The sequence below is a fragment of the Hyunsoonleella sp. J2K-J805 genome (assembly GCF_057167125.1).
The window spans coordinates 3,680,447-3,704,917 of sequence record NZ_CM169901.1; the positions used below are offsets into that span (position 1 = coordinate 3,680,447).

General features: G+C 35.0%; 11 protein-coding genes. All 11 read left to right on the forward strand.

Annotated features, from left to right (window positions below):
- The first annotated feature begins 10 nt into the window (after window positions 1-10).
- On the forward strand, window positions 11-3,271 hold the full coding sequence (locus AC1B0Z_RS16070; protein WP_483793236.1) for a family 78 glycoside hydrolase catalytic domain: 3,261 nt from the start codon (window positions 11-13) through the stop codon (window positions 3,269-3,271).
- On the forward strand, window positions 3,261-6,530 hold the full coding sequence (locus AC1B0Z_RS16075; RefSeq protein WP_483793238.1) for a glycosyl hydrolase: 3,270 nt from the start codon (window positions 3,261-3,263) through the stop codon (window positions 6,528-6,530). The genes AC1B0Z_RS16070 and AC1B0Z_RS16075 overlap by 11 nt, the downstream gene beginning before the upstream one ends.
- 22 nt (window positions 6,531-6,552) lie before the next feature.
- The gene (locus AC1B0Z_RS16080) at window positions 6,553-8,040 is read left to right on the forward strand and encodes a sulfatase family protein (RefSeq protein ID WP_483793240.1); all 1,488 of its coding nucleotides are present in this window, start codon (window positions 6,553-6,555) and stop codon (window positions 8,038-8,040) included.
- 34 nt (window positions 8,041-8,074) lie between these two features.
- Window positions 8,075-9,271, forward strand: a complete 1,197-nt coding sequence (locus AC1B0Z_RS16085) for an enolase C-terminal domain-like protein (RefSeq protein ID WP_483793242.1) — start codon at window positions 8,075-8,077, stop codon at window positions 9,269-9,271.
- Window positions 9,272-9,543: 272 nt separating this feature from the next.
- Complete coding sequence (locus AC1B0Z_RS16090) at window positions 9,544-10,956, forward strand: hypothetical protein (protein WP_483793243.1); 1,413 nt, start codon at window positions 9,544-9,546, stop codon at window positions 10,954-10,956.
- Window positions 10,957-11,055: 99 nt separating this feature from the next.
- On the forward strand, window positions 11,056-12,483 hold the full coding sequence (locus tag AC1B0Z_RS16095) for an arylsulfatase (RefSeq protein WP_483793245.1): 1,428 nt from the start codon (window positions 11,056-11,058) through the stop codon (window positions 12,481-12,483).
- An 18-nt stretch (window positions 12,484-12,501) separates the two neighbouring features.
- On the forward strand, window positions 12,502-16,014 hold the full coding sequence (locus AC1B0Z_RS16100; RefSeq protein ID WP_483793246.1) for a glycosyl hydrolase: 3,513 nt from the start codon (window positions 12,502-12,504) through the stop codon (window positions 16,012-16,014).
- Window positions 16,015-16,122: 108 nt separating this feature from the next.
- A complete protein-coding gene (locus AC1B0Z_RS16105; RefSeq protein WP_483793247.1) occupies window positions 16,123-17,511 on the forward strand; it encodes a sulfatase in 1,389 nt (462 codons plus the stop codon).
- Between the two features lie 21 nt (window positions 17,512-17,532).
- Window positions 17,533-18,585: an L-rhamnose/proton symporter RhaT gene (gene rhaT, locus AC1B0Z_RS16110; RefSeq protein ID WP_483793249.1), complete on the forward strand. Its 1,053-nt coding sequence runs from the start codon at window positions 17,533-17,535 to the stop codon at window positions 18,583-18,585.
- An 87-nt stretch (window positions 18,586-18,672) separates the two neighbouring features.
- The gene (locus AC1B0Z_RS16115; protein WP_483793250.1) at window positions 18,673-21,507 is read left to right on the forward strand and encodes a glycosyl hydrolase; all 2,835 of its coding nucleotides are present in this window, start codon (window positions 18,673-18,675) and stop codon (window positions 21,505-21,507) included.
- Window positions 21,508-21,605: 98 nt separating this feature from the next.
- Entirely contained in the window at window positions 21,606-24,461 is a 2,856-nt protein-coding gene (locus AC1B0Z_RS16120) for an alpha-L-rhamnosidase (protein WP_483793251.1), read from the forward strand.
- The last annotated feature ends 10 nt before the right edge of the window (window positions 24,462-24,471 follow it).

Below are 24,471 nucleotides of genomic sequence, written 5' to 3' on the forward strand. Positions count from 1 at the left end.
AAATATTAAGATGAATTATCGAAGGAATTTTAGGGTAGAGGTTATCATGTTGCTGATTTTTAATCTGTTAATAATAAGTTGTAATATACATCCCTCTACTGTAGCGGTTAAAGACCTTAAATGTGAATATAAATTGAATCCTTTGGGTATTGACAATGCAAGTCCAAGATTAAGTTGGAAATTGGTGGATGAAATGGCAACTAGAGGACAAAAGCAGACCGCTTATCAAATACTTGTGGCCAGTAATTTGGATAATCTAAACAACAACACCGGAGACCTCTGGGATTCTGGTAAAGTAAAATCTAATCAATCGGTGAATAATACCTATCAAGGAGCACCTTTAACCTCTTCAAAGGCATATTATTGGAAAGTAAAAATTTGGGATAAAGACGAAACCCCTTCAAACTGGAGCAAGCCCGCTTCATTTTCAATGGGCTTGTTAAACCAATCAGACTGGAAAGGCGATTGGATTATGAAACCCGACCAAAAAAAGACAGACCATAACTGGTATAGAAAGAATTTTGAATTAAAAGAAAATCCTTCTTCGGCATTTGTGTTTGTAGGTTCTTTTGGGTATCACGAATTATATGTTAATGGAGAAAAAATCACGGATAATGTGATGAACCCTGTCTCTTCATATATGAAAAAGCGGATTCCTTATTTAACCTATGATGTATCCGATAAATTGAAAAAAGGCGATAACGTGATTGCTATATGGCATGCTGCAGGTTGGTCTAGATGGCGACGCATCAGAGAATACCGAAACATTCCATTTGTGTTTAAAGCGCAGGCCGAAATTGTTGTAGGCGACGAGAATATTACTTTAAAATCGGATACGTCTTGGAAAACCAAAAAAAGTCATTCTGAATATTATGGAGACTGGGATATTCTACGATTTGGAGGAGAAACTATTGATGATAGAAAACGAGAAGATGATTGGAATACTGCTGAGTATGACGATGCGGATTGGATAAATGCAACCGTTTATAATCACGAAGAGCTGAACGCTAAAATTCCAGAAGGGAATAATATTAGTTTTGCTTTGAATAGCAGAAAAAACAGGGAAGTACGTGCATTGTATAGTCCAATTAGAGCTGAGTTAAGCGCGCAAATCGTAGAACCCCAGGTTAAATTTGAAGAAATAAAACCTATCGCTATTAGAAGAAATATAGATGGAACCTATAGTATAGATATGGGGAGAAATTATACCGGATTTTTTGAGATGAACCTTAAAAATGGTGTTGAAGGCGATTCTATTCTTTTTGAAATAAGCGACCAAAAAGATGTGGTAATGAATTGGAATCAAAAGAGCAAATACATTTTCGGGAAATCTGGAAAAGGCAAATTCACCTACCGTTTTAATGTTGCTGGAGGAAGGTACATAACCGTTTATGGTTTAAAAACAGAACTAAGAATTTACGATGTAAAAGGCTATGTGGTAACTAACGATAGAAAGCAAATTAGCAAATTTGAATCTTCAGATGCTTTATTAAACCAAATTTACAAAGTAAATCTAGATACGTATCTCGCAAATACTATGGATGGTATTTTGGTAGATTGCCCACATCGTGAGCGTCGTGGTTGGGGAGAAGTAACGGTAGCAGCAATGTATGGCGATGCTTTACCTAATTTTGAAAGTGGTGCTTATATGGACCAATATTTACAATATACCAGAGATGCGCAACTTGCCGATGGACAAATACGTGCGGTAATTAATGAGGAAGACCGCCCATTTTTAATGTGGAAGGCTAATAGTCCTTTAACCGTTTGGGAAACCTATCGTATGTTGGGTGATAAAAAGGTGCTGGTAGATAATTATGAATCCATGAAAAAATGGATGCATTGGTTATATGAAAATTCTAATTTTAGTCAAGGAGGTGCATTAAAAATAGGTGAGCGTGGTAAACGCGAAATGCCTGGGTTAGGCGATTGGTGCACGCCACGTGGTAATTTTTGGACAAGTAGTAATTCTCCTGGAGCAGCCCACTTTAATAATTGTTTATATGCCTATATGATGCAATGTGCCAAGGGAATAGCTAAAGCTTTGGGTAAAACGGAAGATGAAAAGGAATATGCAAAGCGATTAGAAGTACAACAAAAAGCAACACATGGGTTGTCATATAACACAGATACTGGAAAATATTTAGATGGTATTCAGGTGAATCAAGCGTTTGCATTATTAACTGGTGTAACTCCCAAAGAAGAGACTGAAAAAGTGACCTCCCAACTGGAAAATAATGTATTATATGATTTTCCGTACTACGATACAGGAAGTTCAGGGCAGGCGCTTTACACGCGTTATTTTATTGAATCGGGAGAACGTATGGATTTGATTTATGAGTTGTTAAAAGACAAACATCACCCAAGCTATGGTTACTTTTTAGAGCAGGGGCATACCACATGGCCAGAGCGTTGGTCTGCCGTTGGTAATAGTCAAATTCATACCTGCTACACTGGTATTGGAGGCTATTTTATAAAAGGATTTGGTGGTATTCGTTCAAATCCAGAACAACCAGGTATGCAAAATATGCTCATTAAACCTGCAATTGTTGGCGATTTAAAATTCGCAAATACCGAATACAAATCTATGTACGGTAATGTGATTGTGAATTGGGAAAAACAGGATAACGGTGCTTCGTTTCATATTGAAATTCCAGCAAATACCTCTGCTAAAGTGTTTTTACCAGCGAATGATAAAAATGATATTTATGAAGGTGAACAACTAGCTGAAACATCTGAAGGCATCGAATATGTCGGTTCAGAAAAAAACAAAGCTATTGGTAATTACATCATATACAATGTAGCCTCTGGAATTTACGATTTTAAAGTGAATACTTTACCAAAAACTCAATTTCCAGACCCAATAATTTCATCAAACAACTTAGCAACCATTGGTAGGGTGAATGCTTCTTCGATGTTTATTGAAACCGAAAAATTACCCGGATTTGAAGCCTTCAAAGCCAATGATGACAATGAAGAAACGCGATGGCTTGCCAATGATGTAACGAATCAATATTTAGAGGTAGAATGGGTAAAGCCACAAACATTTAACAAAGTGCTTATTGATGAATACGGACAAAATATTTCAAAATATACTATAGAATATTTTGAAAATGGAGGTTGGAAAGATATTATAAAGGGGACGAGTTGTGGTGCTGATAAAACACACCGTTTTGATGCGATTCAATCTACAAAATGTAGGCTATTTATTGAAGGAGCAAAACAAGCACCATCTATCAAGGAACTTAAAATCTTTAATAATGAAAAATAAGTGTCAAATTAATTTAGTTTTTATAGGCATTATATTCTTCTTTTTAGGTTGTAATTCTGATCCTTCTAGTCAAGATGCTTTCAAATCCTATGGAGCAATCCAGTCAGGTTTTATGAATCCAACACAAGAGAATAACCTTTGGTGCTATTGGTATTGGATTAATGATGATATTTCCAAAGAAGGAATTACTAAGGATTTGATTGCTATGAAAAAAGCCGGTATTGGTGGCGCATTAATAGGAAATATAAATCCAGCACATAAAGATGGTAAAGTACCTATGTTAAGCGAAGATTGGTGGAGTCATATGGTGCACGCTGTAGAAGAAGGAAAACGAATTGGTGTAGATATTGGAGTATTTAATTGTCCAGGTTGGAGCCAAAGTGGAGGGCCTTGGGTAGATGCTACAAAAGCAATGCGTTACTTAACGTATAGTGAAACAAAAGTTCTAGGAGGAAAACAGCTTACTGTTAAATTACCACAACCTAAAAAAGAATTTCAAGACACGCATACTTTTGCATTTAAATCTTCGGATGTCGAAGAAAAAAGTACGCAATTTATTCCAACAAAAGTAAGTGCCAATTGGAGCGATGTAAACACAGCTATTTTAACAGATGGAAATAAGGAGGACGACACTAGTTTTGAGTCCAAAAAAGGAGAAGCTTTAGAGATAAATTTTCAACTTTCTGAGCCAATAACTGCACGTTCAATTACCATAATTCCAAGTAGAGCCTTTAAATGTAAAATGACATTATTTGCTATCATAGATGGTCAAGAAAAAGTAATAAAAGAATTTGATTTTGATCGTTTTCGTATTACGCCAAACGTAGCGTCAATAGAAACAGGAGATTTTGCTACCATTTTGCCTGATACCAAAGCACAACAATTCATATTAAAATGCACCAATTTTAATTCTAGAAAAAAGGAATATGGCTTTGCAGAAATTAATATATCAGAAGCACCTGTTTTAGATAAATATATAGAGAAACAATTAGGTAAAATGCACTCTACACCCAAACCAAACTGGGATACTTACATTTTTAAAATGCAGGAACCATATAAAGACAAAAGTTTATTTATAAACCCTGATGAGGTAATAGATGTTAGTAATAAGTTGGATGAAAATGGAGTGTTAAATTGGAATGCACCAGCAGGAAAATGGACGATTATGAGAATGGGAATGACCCCAACAGGTACAAAAAATGCGCCAGCTGCTCCACAAGGTGTAGGTTATGAAATTGATAAAATGAATAGTGAATTGGCACAATACCATTTTGATAATTTTGTTGGTGAACTGTTAAAACGAATTCCAGAAGAAAGTAAATCAGCTTTTAAGTATGTCATTGCCGATAGTTACGAACAAGGTTCTCAAAACTGGACAGATGGTTATGAAATAAAGTTTAAAGAAAAATACGGATACGACCCAGTACCATTTTTACCAGTACTTTCAGGTAGAATTGTAGGAAGTGTAGAAAAGTCAGAACGTTTTCTTTGGGATTTGAGAAGATCTATTGCAGATGACGTAGCTTATGAGTATGTAGGTGGATTAAGAAAAGCAAGTAACAAACATAATTTAGAAACCTGGTTAGAAAACTACGGGCACTGGGGCTTTCCGGGAGAATTTATGATGTATGGTGGGCAATCAGATTTAATTGCTGGTGAGTTTTGGAACGAAGGCACATTAGGGAATATTGAGTGTAAAGCCTCTTCTTCAACATCACATACCTATGGAAAACCCATTACTTCTGCAGAAGCATTTACATCTTCTAGAAGAGCCTATTTAAGACATCCAGCTATGTTAAAAAAACGTGGTGATTGGGCATTAACTGAAGGTATTAATCATTTTGTGTTGCATTTGTACATTCAACAACCAGATGATAGCCGCAAACCAGGAATGAATGCTTGGTTTGGTACCGAATTTAACAGACATAATACGTGGTTTAGTCAGGCAGATACGTATTTCGATTATTTGCGTCGTTGTCAACACCTTTTACAACAAGGTAAATATGTAGCTGATGTGTGTTATTTTATTGGGGAAGATGCTCCAATAATGACAGGGGGAAGAGTGCCAGAAATTCCTAAAGGCTATTCCTACGATTATATCAACGCTGAAGTGATTATGGATCGTGTGTCCGTTAAAGATGGCAGATTTGTATTGCCAGATGGTATGTCTTATAAAGTAATGGTTTTACCTTCATTTACAACCATGCGTCCAGAATTATTAAAGAAAATTGAAGAATTAGTGCAACAAGGAGGGATTATTTTAGGACCAAAACCAGAAAAATCTCCAAGTCTACAAAATTTTCCAACTAGTGATGAAGTCGTTAAAAACATCGCAAATAAGTTATGGGCTGGGAATTATAAAGAAGGTAAAATGGCAGTTCAATACGGTAAAGGAAAAGTGATAGATGGTTATGAATTATCGGAAGTATTTGCTGATTTAAATTTAACTAAAGATGTTGATGTTTCAGAGGATGCACCAATACTTTGGATACATAGAACTATACCAGATATGGATATTTATTTTATAACCAATCAGAGTGATGAAACTATTGATTTGTCCCCAGTTTTTCGTGTAGATAAAAAGATGAAACCACAGTTGTGGGATGCTGTAACTGGAGAAATGAGAGTTTTACCTGAATATGAAATTACAGAAACAGGTATAAAAGTACCCTTAAAATTGACTGCTGCACAAAGTTGGTTTGTTGTGTTTGCGAAAGATGATGATAATACAGGAGTTAAGCCTGCATATACTGCAAATTTTCCTGAATATAAAAAGTTAAAAACCATTACCACACCATTCGAAGTCGATTTTTCAAATAAAGAAATCAGCCCTAAAGAACCTGTAACATTTAATGAATTAATAGACTGGAGAAACTCTGATGATGAGCAAATACAATTCTATTCAGGAACAGCCCTTTACAAAACTAATTTCAATATTGACGAACTTCCAAAAGATCAGGATATCTATTTGAATCTTGGAAAAGTTTCAGTAATGGCTAAAGTAAAATTAAACGGCAAATATGTTGGCGGTGTTTGGATAGCGCCTTATCGTTTAAACATTTCAGAAGCACTAAAAAAAGGAGAAAATCAATTAGAAATTGAGGTGGTTAATCTTTGGAGAAATCAATTGATAAAAGACAAAAAACGACCAGAAAATGAAAAATATACTTGGTTAGTTATTGATGATATCAAACAAAATTCAAAATTACAACCCTCTGGATTATTAGGTCCAGTAAATATTGAATCTATAAACTATTAGTTAGTCAAATTTTACATTAAAAATGAACATGTTAAATCAATATACAAAAAAGACGATTTCTAGACATTTGATAATTCTTGGATTAATTCTATCTAGTATATATTCGTGCAAAAATCAACAAAAACAAGATAAAGAAGCAGTAAAAACGAAACCCAATTTACTATTCATTTTTGCAGACCAATACCGTCAAGCCTCACTGGGTTTTTTAAAAGAAGATCCTGTACATACGCCAAATCTAGACCAATTAGCAAAAGAAGGTGTGTTTTTCAGTGAAGCCGTAGCCAACAATCCTTTGTGCAGTCCTTATCGCGCAATGTTAATGACGGGGCGTTATTCATTATCTACTGGAGTGGTTGAAAATTGCAACTCACAAAGAACAGCTTTAGGAAATTATTTAAAAAAGGACGAAATCTGTTTTTCTGATGTTTTAGTAGAAAATGGATACAGCGCAGGATATGTAGGGAAATGGCATTTAGATGGTCCAGAACCCACACCGCCAGATGTAAAAAGAGTTTGGGATACCTGGTGTCCACCAGATAGAAGACATGGTTTTTCGTTTTGGTATGCTTACGGAACGCATAATAGACATAATGCACCTTACTACTGGACAACCAATGCCAAAGAAGATGAAAAAACATACATCAAAAAATGGTCAGCGGAACATGAAGCCGATATCATTATTGATTATTTAGATAATTCTAAAAATCAAAGAAAAGAAGAAAACCCTTTTGTCTTGTTTTGGTCCATCAACCCTCCACACACGCCATTTAAACAGGTTCCAGAACGTTATCAAAAACGTTATGAAGGTATGAGTTATAAAGAGGTGCTAAACCGACCAAATGTTCAATTTAATGACAATTATGAATTAAAGAGAGGAGACCACGGCGTAGAAAAACGATTGGACCAAGCTGCCGATTATTTCGCGTCTGTAAATGGAGTTGATGACCAAATTGGGCGTGTTATTTCAAAATTAAAAGAAGCAGGATTATACGACAATACCATCATCGTTTTTTCTGCAGACCATGGCGAAATGCTAGGAAGTCAAGGCCTAATGCATAAAAATGTATGGTTTAAAGAAGCTTTTAAAATTCCTTTAATCGTGCATTATCCAAAAAGTGTAAAACCTAAAGCTGATGATATTTTGTTAAGTGTGCCTGATTATATGCCAACGCTGTTAGGATTAATGGGTATGGAAGATAAAATACCTGACGCAGTTGAAGGTAAAAATTACGCAGATTTATTTTTTGATAAACCCGTAAATCGTCCAGAAAAACAATTGTATTTTGGAGGAAAAAGCTTTGCCTCTAAAGGTGATGCTCGTGGTTTTAGAACAAAAGATTATACATACGCGGTAGTTAAACACGAAAGTGGGGATAAGTTTCATTATCTCTATAATGATGCTAAAGACCCTTATCAGATGAAAAACATTTGGGGAGAAAATCCAACTTTAGATGCTCAAATGGAAAACGAATTAACGGAGTTATTAACTTCTATGAATGATCCTTGGTAAAATGAAAACAAACAGACGCGACTTTATAAAAAGCATGTCAGCAATCGGTTTAGTAGGTGCTGCATATCCCTTATTTTCAGCTTGTACAGATAAAAAAGGGGCTGAATATTTAAACGAAAAGATTACAAAAATCGAGATATTTCGATACGATATCAATATACCTCGATATTTTTCTTGGGGCACATGGCATAACCGTCAGCATTTATTTATCAAGATTTCTTCAGGAGATTTTTATGGGTGGACAGAAACACCAGCCTCAAAAAATAATCCAGATTATAAACCGACGGATTGGGTTGCATATTTAAAGCAGTTTAAAGGACTAACCATTGGCGAAGCTCAAAAATTATTAGCGTCAGAACAGGTTTTAGGTTCAAAACGTTCTTTGAAAATGTTGGAATCTTTAGATATGGGACTTTTAGATCTATCAGGAAGACTTCAAAATAAATCAGCAATAGAGTTATTAGGTTTGACCGGACGAAATGCGGTTCCAGGTTTATATTGTATACTAGACAAAGACGAGAAAAAAGTAAGAGAAGAGGCAGAAAAAAGCATTGAACAGAACCTAGGGCATCACATGAAATTTAAAATGTATGGAGATGAAACGGTGGATATGAAATTGCTCAATACGATTAGAGATGTTTTAGGCGATGAAGCAGTCGTGATTTCAGATGTTAATAAGGGTTACAAAAAATGGGAATCATTAGATGAGTTGAAATCTATTTTAGACCGTTTTAAGGAAAATGGATTAAATGCCATTGAAGATCCAGCGCATTTAAAAACGAAACAGTGGATAGAATTACAAAAGATGGTTGGCGATTTAACCTTAATTCCAGATGCTCCCATGCGTCCAGCTTGGAAAGGAATCAAAACAATGAAACCAGGTATGGGACATATTTACAACTTGCACCCATCAACAATGGGAAGTTTAACGCACATGGCTCAACTAGCAAAAAAGGTAAAAGAAATTGGAGCAAAAGTGATGATAGGCGATGATAGTTTGGTAGGGCCAGCTTGTTCTGCATGGCAACAAATAGCAATAGGTGTCGATGCTACTTGGGTGGAAGCCATTGAGAAAAAAGAAGATTCTAAACTATATTTAGAATGTCTACAAAGTGTTGCAACCCAAAAAGAAGCGAATGGTTATTACTCTTATAAATCAGAACCAGGTTTTGGTGTAGAGTTAGATACAGATCATCTAAAAAAAGTAAGTGAATTGTGTATTGAAATCTAAATCTAAATAAGACAATTTAGAAGAACACATTGTAATAATCGATGTCATTTTGTGGAATAAATATATCAAAACGTCAATTGTGTCTTGGTGCATTTATTACGTATTTTACATTTAATTAAGCGCAATGCAAGAGTTTTAGTCTTAAGCATTCTAATTTATTTACGGAATACGTCATGAGAGGAGTCAGATAAAAGAGCATGGTGAGATGTATCAAAAAATGCAATTTATGGATTATTTCTATGTTAGGCGCTAAAAAATAAAAGAACACGACAATGATAAAAGTAGGATTATTTGGTATCGGATTAGATACCTACTGGCCACAATTTGATGGTTTATTAGAACGTTTAGAAGGGTATCAACAGCAAATAGCTACCAAAATGGAAGGTTTTGGAGCAGAAGTTGTTAATGTTGGCTTAGTAGATTCTCCAGTAGTTGCAAGAGAAAAAGCACAAGTTTTAAAAACTGAAGATGTAGATATCTTATTTTTATACATATCTACGTATGCCTTATCATCTACAGTATTACCTGTAGTACAAAAAGTAAAATGCCCAATAGTTATTTTAAATATACAGCCTGTTGCAGCTATAGATTATGAAAGTTTTAATGCATTGGGAGATCGTGGTAAAATGACGGGGGAGTGGTTGGCGCATTGTCAAGCCTGTTCAGTGCCAGAATTTGCGAATGTGTTTAATCGTGCAGGCATAGATTACGAATTTGTAACAGGTTATTTAGGAGAGCAAGTAGTTTGGGATGACATTCAGGATTGGATAGATGCTACAAAAGTCGCTTCGATAATGCAAAATAATAGACTCGGTGTTTTAGGACATTATTACGCAGGTATGTTAGACGTATATTCCGATTTAACAAAACAATCTTCAGCTTTTGGAACACATATAGAAATTGTAGAAATGTGTGAAGTAAAAAAGTACAGAGATGCAGTTACAAATGAAGAGGTTGATGAAAAAATAGCTGAATTCCAAAGTACCTTTGAAGTGATTGATGCTTGTGAAGAAGAAGAATTGGTACGTGCAGCAAAAACATCAATAGCTTTAGATAAATTGGTTGAAAATCACGATTTAGGTTCTTTAGCCTATTATTATGAAGGGGAGTCAGGAAACGAATATGAAAATATTGTAACTTCTGTTATAGCAGGAAACACCTTATTAACAGGAAAAAATGTGCCAGTCGCAGGCGAATATGAAGTGAAAAATGCCCAAGCCATGAAAATTATGGATGCTTTTGGTGTTGGTGGTTCATTTTCTGAGTTTTATGCGATGGATTTTAATGACAATATTGTCATGTTAGGTCACGATGGGCCAGCACATTTTGCCATTGCAGAAGGTAATGTACAATTAGTGCCATTACCTGTGTATCATGGAAAACCAGGAAAAGGATTGTCCATTCAAATGACGGTAAAACACGGCCCAGTAACTTTGTTGTCTGTTGTTGAAGGTAAAGATGATGTGTTTTTATTGGTTGCTGAAGGAGAATCAGTGGAAGGGCCAATATTACAAATAGGAAATACAAATAGTCGTTACCGGTTTTCAATAGGAGCAAGAGCTTTTATGAATGAGTGGTCTAAACAAGGTCCATCTCATCATTGTGCCATTGGCGTAGGGCATATTGCAAACAAAATTGATAAGTTAGGGAAAGTGTTAAACTTGAGAGTAGTTCGCGTTTGTTAAAATATAGTGCATGCTTCAACAGGATTCTATCAGGACTAAAAAGAATTAACTTTAGGCTTTTATTGGTAATGGGTCTTATCCGAAAAATAGAAATCTAGAATGAAAATAGTTAAAATAATTTATCTAATTCCTTTAATGATCTTGCTGTTATTGATGTCAAGCTGTACAGTAAAAAAGACAAATAAAACGTCAGAAGTTGCTAAAAAACCAAATATCATTTTTATTCTAGCAGACGATTTAGGTTATGGCGATGTAGGCTTTAATGGGCAAGATAAAATTAAAACCCCAAATATTGATAAATTAGCTAAAAATGGGATGATTTTTACCAATCATTATACAGGTTCTTCGGTTTGTGGACCTTCGCGAGCTGTGTTAATGACAGGTAAACATACTGGGCATAGTACTGTAAGAGGAAATCCTAGATGGACTGCAAGTGGTACACCTGTAGATATTAATGCTGAGGATGTTACTGTTGCGGAAGAATTAAAACGAGCAGGTTATACTACAGGAATTATAGGGAAATGGGGACTTGCAGAAAACTTAACAGATGGTGTACCTAATAAGCAAGGGTTTGATTATTTCTTCGGATTTAATCAACACTCTCCTGCACATCATTATTACCCCAAAAGTATCTTTGAAAATGAGAAGAGAATTACCTTGGAAGGTAATAATCCTCAAACCAAAGAAGGACAACACATTCATTATTTAATAACCAAAAAGTCAACTGAATTTATTGATAAAAACCATAAAGAGCCTTTCTTTTTGTATTTATCCTATACCATTCCACATTTTGAATTAACTATACTTGAAGAAGAAAAAAAGCAGTACAAAAATTTAGGATGGCCTAAGCGTAAAATGATACCAGGGCATTATCGTCATGATGAAGATGGACATATTACCTATGCAGCAATGGTGTCTACTATGGATAGAGATATTGGAAATCTAGTACAACAACTAGAAAAGTTAGGTGTAGCTGATAATACCTTAATCGTTTTTACTAGTGATAACGGACACGAATATGACGATTTAAAAAATGAGTTTTTTAATAGTAATGGCGATTTTCAAGGGCACAAACGCGATTTATATGAAGGTGGTATTCACACCCCATTTGTAGCTTATTGGCCAAATACAATTAAAGCAGGTTCAATATCTAATCACATTTCTGCGTTTTGGGATTTTTTACCTACAGCATGTGATTTAGCAGGTATAAAACCTTCTGATAAAATTGATGGTATTTCTTATGCACCAACACTTTTAGGAAATGAAAATCAGCAACAAAAACACAACTATTTGTATTGGGAGTTTAATGAAAGACAAGGGCCAATTCAAGCAGTTAGAAAAGACAATTGGAAAGCGGTAAAGTTCGATAAAAAACCAGTGGAACTTTACGATTTAAATCAGGACATAAGTGAGCAAAAAAATATTGCAGAACAATACCCTGAAAAGGCCAATGAGTTACTAAATCTTATCAACAATTCTAGAACAAAGCATCCAGAGTTTCCTTTGGTGAAGAAGAGACAGAAATAATTACATTTAAAGTTTTTTATGAGAACTAAATATGTTATTTTACTAGCGATAAGTATTTGCTTTGCGGTGATGATGTTTTTTACATCATGTATGGAAAATTCAAGCTCTACTAACGCAGAAAGCCTATTTCTTCAACAAAACTTTAAAAATCCACCAGCATCTGCGAAACCACGTACTATGTGGTTTTGGATAAACGGAAACGTTACAAAAGAAGGTATAACAGCCGACCTAGAAGCTATGAAAAACGTAGGTATTCAGGGTGCTCTGATTTTTAATGTGAATTTAGGAAACCCGAAAGGTTTTGCTGATTATTTAAGTACTGAATGGCTAGATTTATTCCATTTTGCAGCCTCAGAGACCAAACGACTAGGACTCGAGTTGAGTTTTCATAATGGTGCTGGTTGGTCGTCAACGGGCGGGCCATCAATCACCCCAGAATACGCCATGCAAGAACTGGTTTTTTCTGAAACAGTGTATACTGGTAACAACACATTTAATGCTAAACTGCCTCAACCTAAAACCCACTTAAATTATTATAAAGATATCGCCATTCTTGCTTTTCCTAAACCTAAAAACGACCAACGCATTGCCGAATTAGACACAAAAATACTTTCGCATAAAGTTAGAAACCACTTAACACCAGACAACAAAAATATTTCTGATTTAGCCGTAGTTAAAAAATCAGAAATTATCGATTTGACAACAAAACTTTCGAAAGATGGGGTTTTAAAATGGAAAGCACCTAAAGGCGAATGGGTTATTTTACGAATTGGACACACGCCTACGGGCGAAAAAAATCGTTTTCCGAGTGAAGGCGGACGCGGTTTAGAATGTGATAAAATGAGCAAAAAGGCTGTTGATGTTTTTTGGGAAGGCGGTATCCAACCCATTATTAAAAAATTGGATACACTAATTGGTACAGCCGTAACAAGATGTCATATAGATAGCTACGAAGTAGGCACCACAAATTGGACCCCTAACTTTGCTGAAGCATTCGAAAACCTTCGTGCTTACAACTGTAAAGCCTATTTGCCTGCCTTAGCAGGGTATTATGTAGAAAGTGGCGAAGAAACAGAACGGTTTCTTTGGGATTTTAGACGTACCGTTGGAGATTTAATTGCTAGGAATTACTATGGGCATTTCGGTACGCTTTGTCGTAAAAGCGGCATGCAATTTTCTACAGAACCCTATTGGGGGCCGTTTGATAGCATGCAGGTAGGAGCAACTGCCGATGTGGTAATGTCTGAATTTTGGAGTGGTAGTTTGGCCTTTTTTGACTCGCCTAAATTTGTCGCTTCCATTGCCAAATTAAATGGAAGCCCCATTGCCGAAGCAGAATCTTTTACTGGTATGGGAGGCTGGAACCAACACCCAGGTACACTAAAAGCCATGGGCGATTTAGCATGGGCGCAAGGTATCAATCGTTTTGTTTTTCACTGTTATGTACACCAACCTTGGAATGTTGGACCTGGATTGACTTTACAGGTTTTTGGAACAGATTTTAACCGTTTAAATACATGGTGGAATCAGAGCAAACCTTTTGTAAATTATATTAGTAGAGGTCAGTTTTTACTACAACAAGGCACCTCGGTAGCCGATGTCTTGGTTTTTACAGGAGAATCATCTCCAAATGATGCGCTTTTAATGCCAGAAATAAAAGCACTAGGCTATGATTATGATGTGATTGGGTCAAATAAAATACATACATTAACAGTAAAAGACGGTCTTATTCAAACTTCTGTAGGAGAAAAATACAAAATTTTGGTATTGCCTTCAATTGAATGGATGACACCAAAAACACTAACTAAAATTAAAGAATTAGCTAACTTGGGCGCACAAATCATTGGCTCAAAACCAAAAAAATCTTCAAGTCTTGAAAAGTATCCTACTTGCGATGAAAAGGTAGTTGAGTTAGCTGATAATTTATGGAATTCGGGTATTGTTAAAGACAACTCGGTTTTAGATGTTTTAAAAAACTGGGTATTGCTTCCAGATTTTTCAATTGAAAACGATACCAATGCCGCTATCGATTTTATTCACCGAAAAACTAAAAATAGCGACATCTATTTTGTAGTAAATTCTAAGAAAGAAAGTCGAGAATTAGACTGTCGTTTTCGAGTTACAGGAAAACAACCAGAACTTTGGAATGCAGAAACGGGAGAAATTACTAATGCTTCAGTATGGAAAAACAATGGTGATGGTACCACAACAGTATCAATTCCTTTTGAACCTCAAGGCTCTGTATTTATTGTGTTTAAAGAACCTATAACTTCAGAAGATCACATTGTAAGTGCTGCCATCACTACTCAAAAACCTAAATCAATTTCTCCTTCTACTCTAAAAATCATAAAAGCTGAATACGGAACATTTTTACCTGATGGCTTGGTTGATGTTACAGAAAAAGTGGCAAAAAGTGTTGTTGATAATAAATTATCGATACATGCAACTCGTAGTCTTTGTTCTGGAGACCCAGCACCTGGTTATAAAAAAGAGTTACGTGTTCAATATAAAGTTGGGGAAACGCTACACGAAAAAAATACCATGGAAAAAGAGTGGCTGCATATAGAAGCTAACAACAAAGGAAAATTAGTAGTTGTAAAAGCTATCTTCGGAAAATTTGCAAGAGGAATAAATAGCATTCCTCCTAACAAACCTATTTACGATGTTACAGAAAAAGTAAAATCAATCGTAGAATCTGGCACTTATGAAATTTCTGTAAACGATCGTTTTTTAAAAGAAAAAAATGATACTAAGAACTCTTTACGCGTTAGCTATACGATTAATAACGAAAAGAAAAGCATTATTGTTTCTGAAGGAGATACTCTAAAACTAACACAGGAAAGACCTAAGTCTAAATTAATTTACGACATCAACGAGGTTGCTTGGGTTACCCCTTATACTGGTGAAATAACGTATCGTTCGTCAAAAGGAAAAACGAAAACATTAAAAGTAAAATCGATACCTGAGCCAATTGATCTCTCAAATGATTGGCAAGTAAGTTTTCCTGTTAAAAATAAAGATTCTTTACGCAAAACATTTCATAAGTTGATTTCTTGGTCAGATGCTAATGAAAAAGAAATTCGTTATTTTTCAGGTACAGCAAGCTATAAAAAAGAATTCAACATGTCTTCAAAACTGCTTAAAAACAGTAATTCGTTACAATTGGATTTAGGGAATGTAAAGGTAATTGCTGAAGTGATTCTCAATGGAAAAAATCTAGGAATATTATGGAAAACCCCTTACAGGATAAATATTGATGACGCTTTTGTAAAAGGCACCAATACACTTGAGGTAAAAATTACAAATCTTTGGCCAAATAGATTAATTGGAGATGAGCAATTACCTTTGGATTACAAGCGTAGAGGACCACACATAAAAGAATGGCCAGAGTGGCTTTTAAACAATACTAAGCGTCCAACCGAGCGTGAAACACTTGCAGCTTTTAAACATTGGCATAAAGATTCAAAATTGTTGCCATCGGGTTTATTGGGACCAGTAAAAATTGTGGTTTCTATAAAGAAAGTATTGTAGTATTTTAAATAAAATAAATTGAATTTGATTTTGAAACTATTTTTAATAATCTTTAACAAATTTGTAAAAACTAAAAACTAAAAACTAAAAACTAAAAACTAAAAAATAATGCGACTATTTCCTTTGCTTATATTACTGCTACTTTGTGTTGCGTGTAACACGGGAAAAGATGTTGTACCTCCCAATATCGTTATCATAAACGTTGATGATATGGGATGGAAAGATGTTGGTTTTATGGGAAGCGAATACTATGAAACTCCTAATATAGATTACCTATCTAGTTTAGGAATGGTATTTACAAATGGCTATGCATCTGCTTCCAATTGTGCGCCTAGTAGAGCTAACTTAATGACAGGGCAATGGGCACCACGTCATGGGGTTTATACCGTGAGTCCATCAACTAGAGGTAAATCTGAAGATAGAAAAATAATCCCTATTAAAAACACGCATACTTTATCACCAGAACATCATATTTTACCAGAGGTTTTGAGTGAAAATGGCTATATAACCTGTCATGCAGGAAAGTGGCATTTAAGTGATAATCCACTAGAATATGGATTTGATGTAAATATTGCTGGAGGACACAATGGGTTACCTAGAAGTTATTATCCACCGTATAAAAATGTAAAAATAGAAAAAGGCAATAGCCAATATTTGACTGATTTGGTGATGGAAAATGCCTTAAAGTTTGTGGATACTGTTCAAAAACCATTTTATTTAAACTATTCGCCTTATGCAGTGCATGTTCCTATAATGGCAGTAGATAGTATTGTACCTAAATACGAAAAAAAATCACCTTGGAAAGGTCAAGGTAATGCTGAGTACGCATCAATGGTAGATAATTTGGATAGAAATATAGGGTTACTTATCAATAAATTAAAAGAAAGAAATCTTTTTGAGAATACATTAATTGTGTTTACTTCAGACAATGGTGGTTTATATGGCATAACAAAACAAAAACCACTTAGAGCAGGAAAAGGAAGCTATTACGAAGGCGGTATTAGAGAGCCTTTTTTCTTTGTTTTAAATAGTAAGATTCAACCGAATACGAAGAGTGACATTCCGATAACGAATTTAGATGTTTTTCCAACGGTATTGCAATATGCAGGTATTGATGCTAGCTCGCTTCAATTGGATGGTAATAATTTATCACCTGTTTTAGAAAAAGAAGTAGAAGTTTTTGAACGTCCTTTATTTTGGCATTTCCCTATTTATTTACAGGCCTATAATGTAAACGATAACGAAAATCGTGATCCCTTGTTTAGAACGCGTCCGGGTTCTGTAGTAAGAAAAGGAGATTGGAAATTACATTATTACTTTGAAGATAAAGGCGTAGAGTTATATAATTTATCCGAAGATATTGGAGAAAGAAATAATCTAGCAGAAACAAATCCTAAAAAAGCAGATGAATTATTAACGCTTTTAAAGGCTTGGTGGGGAGATACCAATGCGCCAATTCCAACAACTAAAAATCCAGAATACATAAGTAAATTATAATAAATTTTATATTCAAAAACTATGCAAGCAATTTTAGGAGTTTTATTTCATTCTTTAGGAGGTGTAGCGGCAGGAAGTTTTTACATGCCCTACAATAAAGTTAAAGGTTGGGCATGGGAAACCTATTGGATGGTGGGAGGAGTTATGTCTTGGCTAATTGTACCGCCTATAGCAGCGTATTTGACTGTTCCGGGATTTGTGGAAATTATTACATCAAGTTCAAGCACAATTTTAGGTTTTACCTTTTTAATGGGGCTACTTTGGGGAGTTGGTGGTTTGTCTTATGGCCTTGGAGTACGCTATTTAGGGATGTCTTTAGGGAATTCAGTTGTACTAGGATTTTGTGCGGCATTTGGCGCTGTTGTACCTTCTATTTATTATAATTTTAATCCTGAAGAAGGGAAAGTTTCTTTTACAGACATGATAAGCTCAACTGGAGGGCAAGTTGTTTTGTTTGGGGTTTTAGTGTGTTTGATTGGGATAGCAATTTGTGGAAAAGCAGGAATGTTAAAAGAGGGCGAACTTTCAGAAGAAGAAAAAAAGAAAAGTGTTGCAGAATTCAATCTCGTAAAAGGGTTAATTGTTGCTGTACTTTCAGGTATTTTAAGTTCCTTTTTTAGTTTTGGTATTGAAGCAGGAAAGCCATTAGCTGATGCTGCCGTGGCCGCAGGTTATGATCATTTGTTTGCAAATAATGTGACCTTTGTGGTAATTCTATGGGGAGGTTTGGCTACTAATTTTGTGTGGACTACCTATTTGAGTTTAAAAAATAAAGCCTATAAAGATTTTACAAATAAGGAAACACCTATTTCTAAGAACTTACTGTTTTCCGCATTGGCAGGAACCATCTGGTTTTTACAGTTTTTCTTTTATGGTATGGGTGAAAGTAAATTGGGTAATGGTGCCAGTTCTTGGATTTTACATATGTCAACCATTATTTTAACGGCTAATCTTTGGGGGATTTATAGAAAAGAATGGGAAGGCGTTGCTCAAAAAACAAAGTTCACAATAACATCAGGAATCATTGTAATTATTCTTTCAGTAGTTTTGGTAGGAGTTGGAAACTCTCTTTAGATTAAATAGCTTTTCATGAAATGACAGGACACCGCTGCATTTTAAAAATCTTAATTTGAGATATTATTTATAAATAGTTAAATTAAAATGAAGACTTCTTTTTTATCAGTTATAATTCTTTTTCTATTACTTATATTTTCATGTAAAAAGAATACAGGAACTATTGATAATGAGAACTTGTATGCTAAATTCCAAAACCCACCTGCAGAAGCACGTCCTTTCGTCCGTTGGTGGTGGAACGGTAATAAAGTAAAGCCAGAAGAACTTGATAGACAGCTAGAATCTTTAAAAAGTGTTGGTTTTGGTGGTGTAGAAATTAACCCAATTGCAATGCCTGCTGCATTCAATAAAAAGGATAAGTCTTTAGTTTGGATGAGCGATGAATGGATAGATATGGTAGTTTATGCAGCAAAAAAAGCGAAAGATTTGGGCATGATAACCGATATAATTGCAGGCACTGGCTGGCCCTTTGGTGGAGAGTTTTTAACAAACGAAGAAACCTGCCAGCGCATAGTAACAGACAAAATAGCTTTTAAAAGTGGAGAAACAATTTCCGTTAATGAAGCCTTATTGATAAAACATTTCAAATCTAAATTTAATAAAACAAGATCGCAGAGGCATTTAAGTAAAAGAACCCAATATAAATTGGCGAGCCTTTTGTTGGTACCAAAACAGTGTTCTGATATAGAACAAATTATCGATTTTAATGAGCATCTTAATACAGATGGAAAACTTAATTACACCATAAAACAACAGGGCGATTTTTATTTAAGTTATCAGCTCATTCAACAAAATTTTAGAGATGTAACTCTTGGAGCTCCCGGAGGAGCAGGTCCGGTTATGGATCATTATAAAAAGGAAATAACACTAGCGTATTTATCACGTTTGAAGAAAATTTCAGAACGTTCGGGTATTCCTCTTAGTCAATTGATAAGAGCCATATTTTGTGACAGTATAGAAGTGTCTGGGGCTAATTGGACTGATGATTTTGATGCTGTTTTTTTTGAAACCTATGGTTATAAATTAGACAAATGGACGCCTTTTATTTTCTATTCAGCTAAAGGTAATTATTTTAATGACGATTATTCAGAAGGGTTTGCAGAAGCATTTAAAGATCAATTAAAACGCGTTCGTTATGATTATAATAAATTATTGGTTGAAGTATTTTTGACGAATTTCACAAAAACCTACAAGGATTTTTGTGAAGAAAACGGCGTATTATGCAGATATCAAGCTTATGGAACGCCTTTTTTAATGGGCATTCTGGATGGGTATATGATACCAGATATACCAGAAAGTAACAACTGGGTTTATTCTGCAGAGATGAAAGATTCTATCTGGCAATGGAATCAAAGTCATGGGTATATGACTTGGAATATGTATGCTGCAGCTGGAGGACATTTGACAGGTAAAAAGATTATAAGTTCTGAAGTTATGACCAATACTAGAGGTGTTTTTAAAACAACTCTAGAAGAAATAAAACAACATGATGATATGAATTTCATCACAGGTATTAATCATTCTATTTTGCACGGTTATAATTACTCTCCAAAAGAAGAACCATTTCCAGGATGGATACGTTATGGAGCTTATTTTAGCGAACAAAACACCTGGTGGAAATACTTAAATCTTTGGGTGGATTATAACGCAAGATTATCGGCGGTATTTCAAAACTCGCAAGCAGATAAGTCTATAGCTATTATTGGGCCTACTGCCGATTTATGGGGAGACAAAGGTTTGGCAAGAGAACCTTTTCATTTAGAGCCTAGGTACTTATATAAATTGTGGGAGCCTATTAGTCAATTAGGGTATTCTTGCGAATATATTAACCAAAAAGTTTTAACAGAAGCAACAATAGAAAATGATGAAATTTCTTTTGGGAATATGAGTTATAAATTGTTGGTTTTGGCTAGTTTGCAATCTATTCACCCAGAAACAGCTCTTGCAATTCAAAAATTTATTACCTCTGGTGGTAAAATTGCAGTGGTAGATGAACTTCCTAAACAATCCTTACACTTTAAAGATACTAACAAAACCGATAGTCAAGTAAAAGAAATTATGGATAAGATTTTGGTAGAAAAACCAAATTCAATCATTAAAATAAAACAACCAAAATCATTAGCACAACTATTTTCTTGGACAGAGAGTTTACTTAAAAAATCTGAAGTTACTCCAGATGTAGTTATCGATAACCCAACAAAAAAAGTATATCAAATTCATCAATATACAGAAGATAAAGAGATATACTTCTTTACTAATGTGCATAAGTTTGAAACCGCCAGTTTTGAAGCGAAGTTCCCTGTTGATGGAAAGTATCCTTATCAATGGAATCCTGAAACAGGCGAGAGAAAGCCTTATTATTACGCATCTAGTTCAAATGATTTAAGTATCACTTTAAACCCATTAGAATCTTTGCTAATTGTTTTTGAAGATGAAGAGCCTTCCGAAGTGATAAAAGAAAATCATAAATTAATTAAGGACTTTAAAGTTATCGACGCCAATTGGAGAGTGGTAGGTAAAAGAATAGATAACAAGACATATAGTTGGAATATGACAGAATTGGTTGATTTTAGTAAATCAATCGATACCTCACAAAATACTTTCGGTGGAGAAATAATTTATAAAGCAACCATTTTAAATGATGCGGGTTATTCTCATATAGATTTAGGAGAAACAAATGGTGGTGTTATAACAGTTTATGTTAATGGAGAAAACATTGGAACAAATTGGTATGGGAAAGCCATTTATCCAGTCGCTGATTTTTTAAATAAAGGTGATAATGAAATAGAAATTCATTACACAACGGTGTTGGCTAACTATTGCAAATCTATTGACAATCCTTTAACAAACGTGTGGACAAGACACTATAAAGATTTGGTTTCAACAGGGTTGCAAGGACCAATAAAATTATTTAAGTATTAAATACCTCTATCCATGATGGTGCAGGATAATATCTCCAGTTATTTCCTATACTTTCAACACTTAATTTTGTCAAAAATTCAAAATAAAAGACTATCTCGATGATAAAAAAACAAGCACTATTTCCGTTACTAGTTTTAGCTATTTTCTGCTTATCCTGTAATCAAGTGTCAACACCTAGTACTGTAGTGTCTTTTGAAAAATTAACTGTAAATTCAAAAGAAAACCCGTCAACTATTGAAAGTGATCAACCTCTTTTTTCATGGATTGCTGATGCTGAAGGCTTTAATAAATCACAATCGGCTTATCATATTTTGGTAGCTTCATCACCAGAAAAATTGAATGAAGATGATGCGGATTTATGGAATTCAGATAAAGTAAATAGTGATACATCTACATTTGTAAAGTATCAAGGTGAAGCACTAGAAGCTTTAAAAACTTATTTTTGGAAAGTTAAGATTTGGGATGAAGAAGGGACGGGTTCTGAATGGTCTGATGTTCAAACATTTGAAATGGGGTTGATGACCAGTGATAATTGGGGGAATTCAAAATGGATTACCTTAAATAAAGACACGAGAACATCGCCATACCGTTTTAGAGATTATAAAACAGGCAAAATGAAAACGCCAGAACCTGTTGATGGCTTTCCTGCTAGTTATTTTAGAAAAGAAGTAGAGATTGGAAAAAAAATTGAAAACGCTCAGGCCTATATCTGTGGCTTAGGTTATTATGAACTGTATCTAAATGGTGAAAAAGTGGGCGATCATGTTTTAGATCCTGCGCCATCTAACTATGACAAACAGGCCTATTACGTAAATTATGATGTTACCAATGAAATTAAGTCAGGAAAAAATGCCTTCGGAATTAATTTAGGAAACGGTTTTTATGGGCAGAACATTTCATGGAAGCGAGACCCTGAGTCGGATAAAGATTTGGCTTATGGGCCACCAACCGTTAAGCTTTTGGTAAAGCTTAAATATAATGACGGATCTGAAGAAGACTTTTATACAGATGGCACTTGGAAAGAATCTACGGGCCCTATCGTATTCAATAATATCTATGGCGGTGATACCTATGATGCAAGATTTGAATTAGGAAATTGGAATACTGTTGACTATGATGATGTTAAATGGGGTAATGCAAAAGAGGCGTCACCACAAGTTAAAAAAATAAGTGCGAGTCAAATTCCACCAATAAAAAAATTAAAAGAGTTTGAACCACACAAGGTGTTTAAAGCACCAGATGGTAACTGGATTGTTGATTTTGGACAAAACATTGCTGGTTGGGTAAAGTTGAACGTAAAAGAAAAGGAAGGGCAATTAATTGAAATTACAACTACAGAGGCATTATTAACTAACGGAAAAGATATTTTTCCAGGCTCAACAGGAGGTGGCGCAAATGGAATGGCGCAAATTTATAAATACATTTGTAAAGGTGATGGTGTGGAATCTTGGGAACCTAAATTTAGTTATCATGGGTTTCGATATGCAAAAATCGAAGGCATTTCTACAAAGCCAGATGCTGATATGATTAAAGCGGTTTTGGTAGCTACAGATATTCAAGAAACAGGAAGTTTTACATCATCTGACGAATTACTAAACAAAATGCACAGTATTAGTAAATGGACTATTGTGGATAATGTACATGGTATTCCAGAGGATTGTCCGCACCGCGAAAAATGTGGCTGGTTAGGCGATGCACATGCATTTTGTGAATATGCGCTTTACAATTACGACATGTACGATTTCTACAAAAAATATATGGAAGACATCCGTACGCAAATGCGACCAACAAAAGGGCATAATACCCCAGATATAAAATTTCAAGTACCAACTATGATTGCTCCAGGAAAACGTACATCTACATACGCAAAAATAGATTGGGGTGTAGCCACCATGTATTTACCTTGGTATAATTACAAATTTTATGGAGATGATACTATAGTAAAAGAGTATTACGAAGATATGATAAATTTGACCAATTTCTATCTCAATTTTAAAGGTGAAAACGGCATTATGCAAGATGGCATGGGCGATTGGTGCCCACCACGATGGGACAGACGTAAAAATCCTTCAGCTATGGAATGTGATCCTATTATTTCGGCAAACGCCTATTTTTATGACGTTTTGGGCATTATGGAAACCTTTGCTGAAATGAATAATGATGTGGCTTATGTTGTAAAAATGAAACAAGAACAACGCGAATTGAAAGACGCATTCAACAAAGAATTTTTAGTTGAAATACCTAATACAAAACACAAATGGTATCAAAGTCAGACGGCTACGGTACAAGCTTTACAATTTGGTTTAGCACCAGAAAATGATATTGAAAGTATTGTGAATGGGTTAGCACATGATATTGTCGAAGTTAAAGGCGGGCATCATTCAACTGGAATTCATGGTAATAGATACATCTATACCGTATTATCTAAATACGGAAAAGCAGATTTAGCACATCAAATTTTAACAACACCAGATTTTCCAAGTCAAACTTATGTAATGAATTCAGGATTCACTACATGGCCAGAACGCCAATTTGTTTGGGAGGAAATGGAAGGGCCAACCAATTCATTAAACCACCCTATGCATACAGGTTTTGCAACTTATTTTTATGAGAGTTTGGGGGGTGTTCAGTCATCTACTGATGCACCAGGGTTTAAGGAGTTTACTGTAAATCCAGAGTTTCCAAGTCAAATTACAAGCACTGAGGTTTCTGTGCCAACACCTTATGGCGCTATAAATAATGCTTGGGAGGCAAAAGACGGTAGTTTAAAAATCAAACTTAATGTGCCGTTTAATACAAACTCTAAAATTGTACTCACCCCATCGGAGTTTGAAAGCTTAAAAATAAATGGCAAAACTATTTCAGAATTTGAACAGAATAATACTGTTGAAATAACGGAGGGGGTTGTGATTTTAGGTTCAGGCAATTATCAAATAGAATATTTAAAAAGTTAGTTTAATTTTA

Coding starts and splice junctions, on each gene's coding strand:
- AC1B0Z_RS16100 (WP_483793246.1), top strand. CDS start 12,502: ATGAGAACTAAATATGTTATTTTACTAGCGATAAGTATTTGCTTTGCG.
- rhaT (WP_483793249.1), top strand. CDS start 17,533: ATGCAAGCAATTTTAGGAGTTTTATTTCATTCTTTAGGAGGTGTAGCG.
- AC1B0Z_RS16085 (WP_483793242.1), top strand. CDS start 8,075: ATGTCAGCAATCGGTTTAGTAGGTGCTGCATATCCCTTATTTTCAGCT.
- AC1B0Z_RS16075 (WP_483793238.1), top strand. CDS start 3,261: ATGAAAAATAAGTGTCAAATTAATTTAGTTTTTATAGGCATTATATTC.
- AC1B0Z_RS16105 (WP_483793247.1), top strand. CDS start 16,123: ATGCGACTATTTCCTTTGCTTATATTACTGCTACTTTGTGTTGCGTGT.
- AC1B0Z_RS16090 (WP_483793243.1), top strand. CDS start 9,544: ATGATAAAAGTAGGATTATTTGGTATCGGATTAGATACCTACTGGCCA.
- AC1B0Z_RS16070 (WP_483793236.1), top strand. CDS start 11: ATGAATTATCGAAGGAATTTTAGGGTAGAGGTTATCATGTTGCTGATT.
- AC1B0Z_RS16095 (WP_483793245.1), top strand. CDS start 11,056: ATGAAAATAGTTAAAATAATTTATCTAATTCCTTTAATGATCTTGCTG.
- AC1B0Z_RS16115 (WP_483793250.1), top strand. CDS start 18,673: ATGAAGACTTCTTTTTTATCAGTTATAATTCTTTTTCTATTACTTATA.
- AC1B0Z_RS16080 (WP_483793240.1), top strand. CDS start 6,553: ATGAACATGTTAAATCAATATACAAAAAAGACGATTTCTAGACATTTG.
- AC1B0Z_RS16120 (WP_483793251.1), top strand. CDS start 21,606: ATGATAAAAAAACAAGCACTATTTCCGTTACTAGTTTTAGCTATTTTC.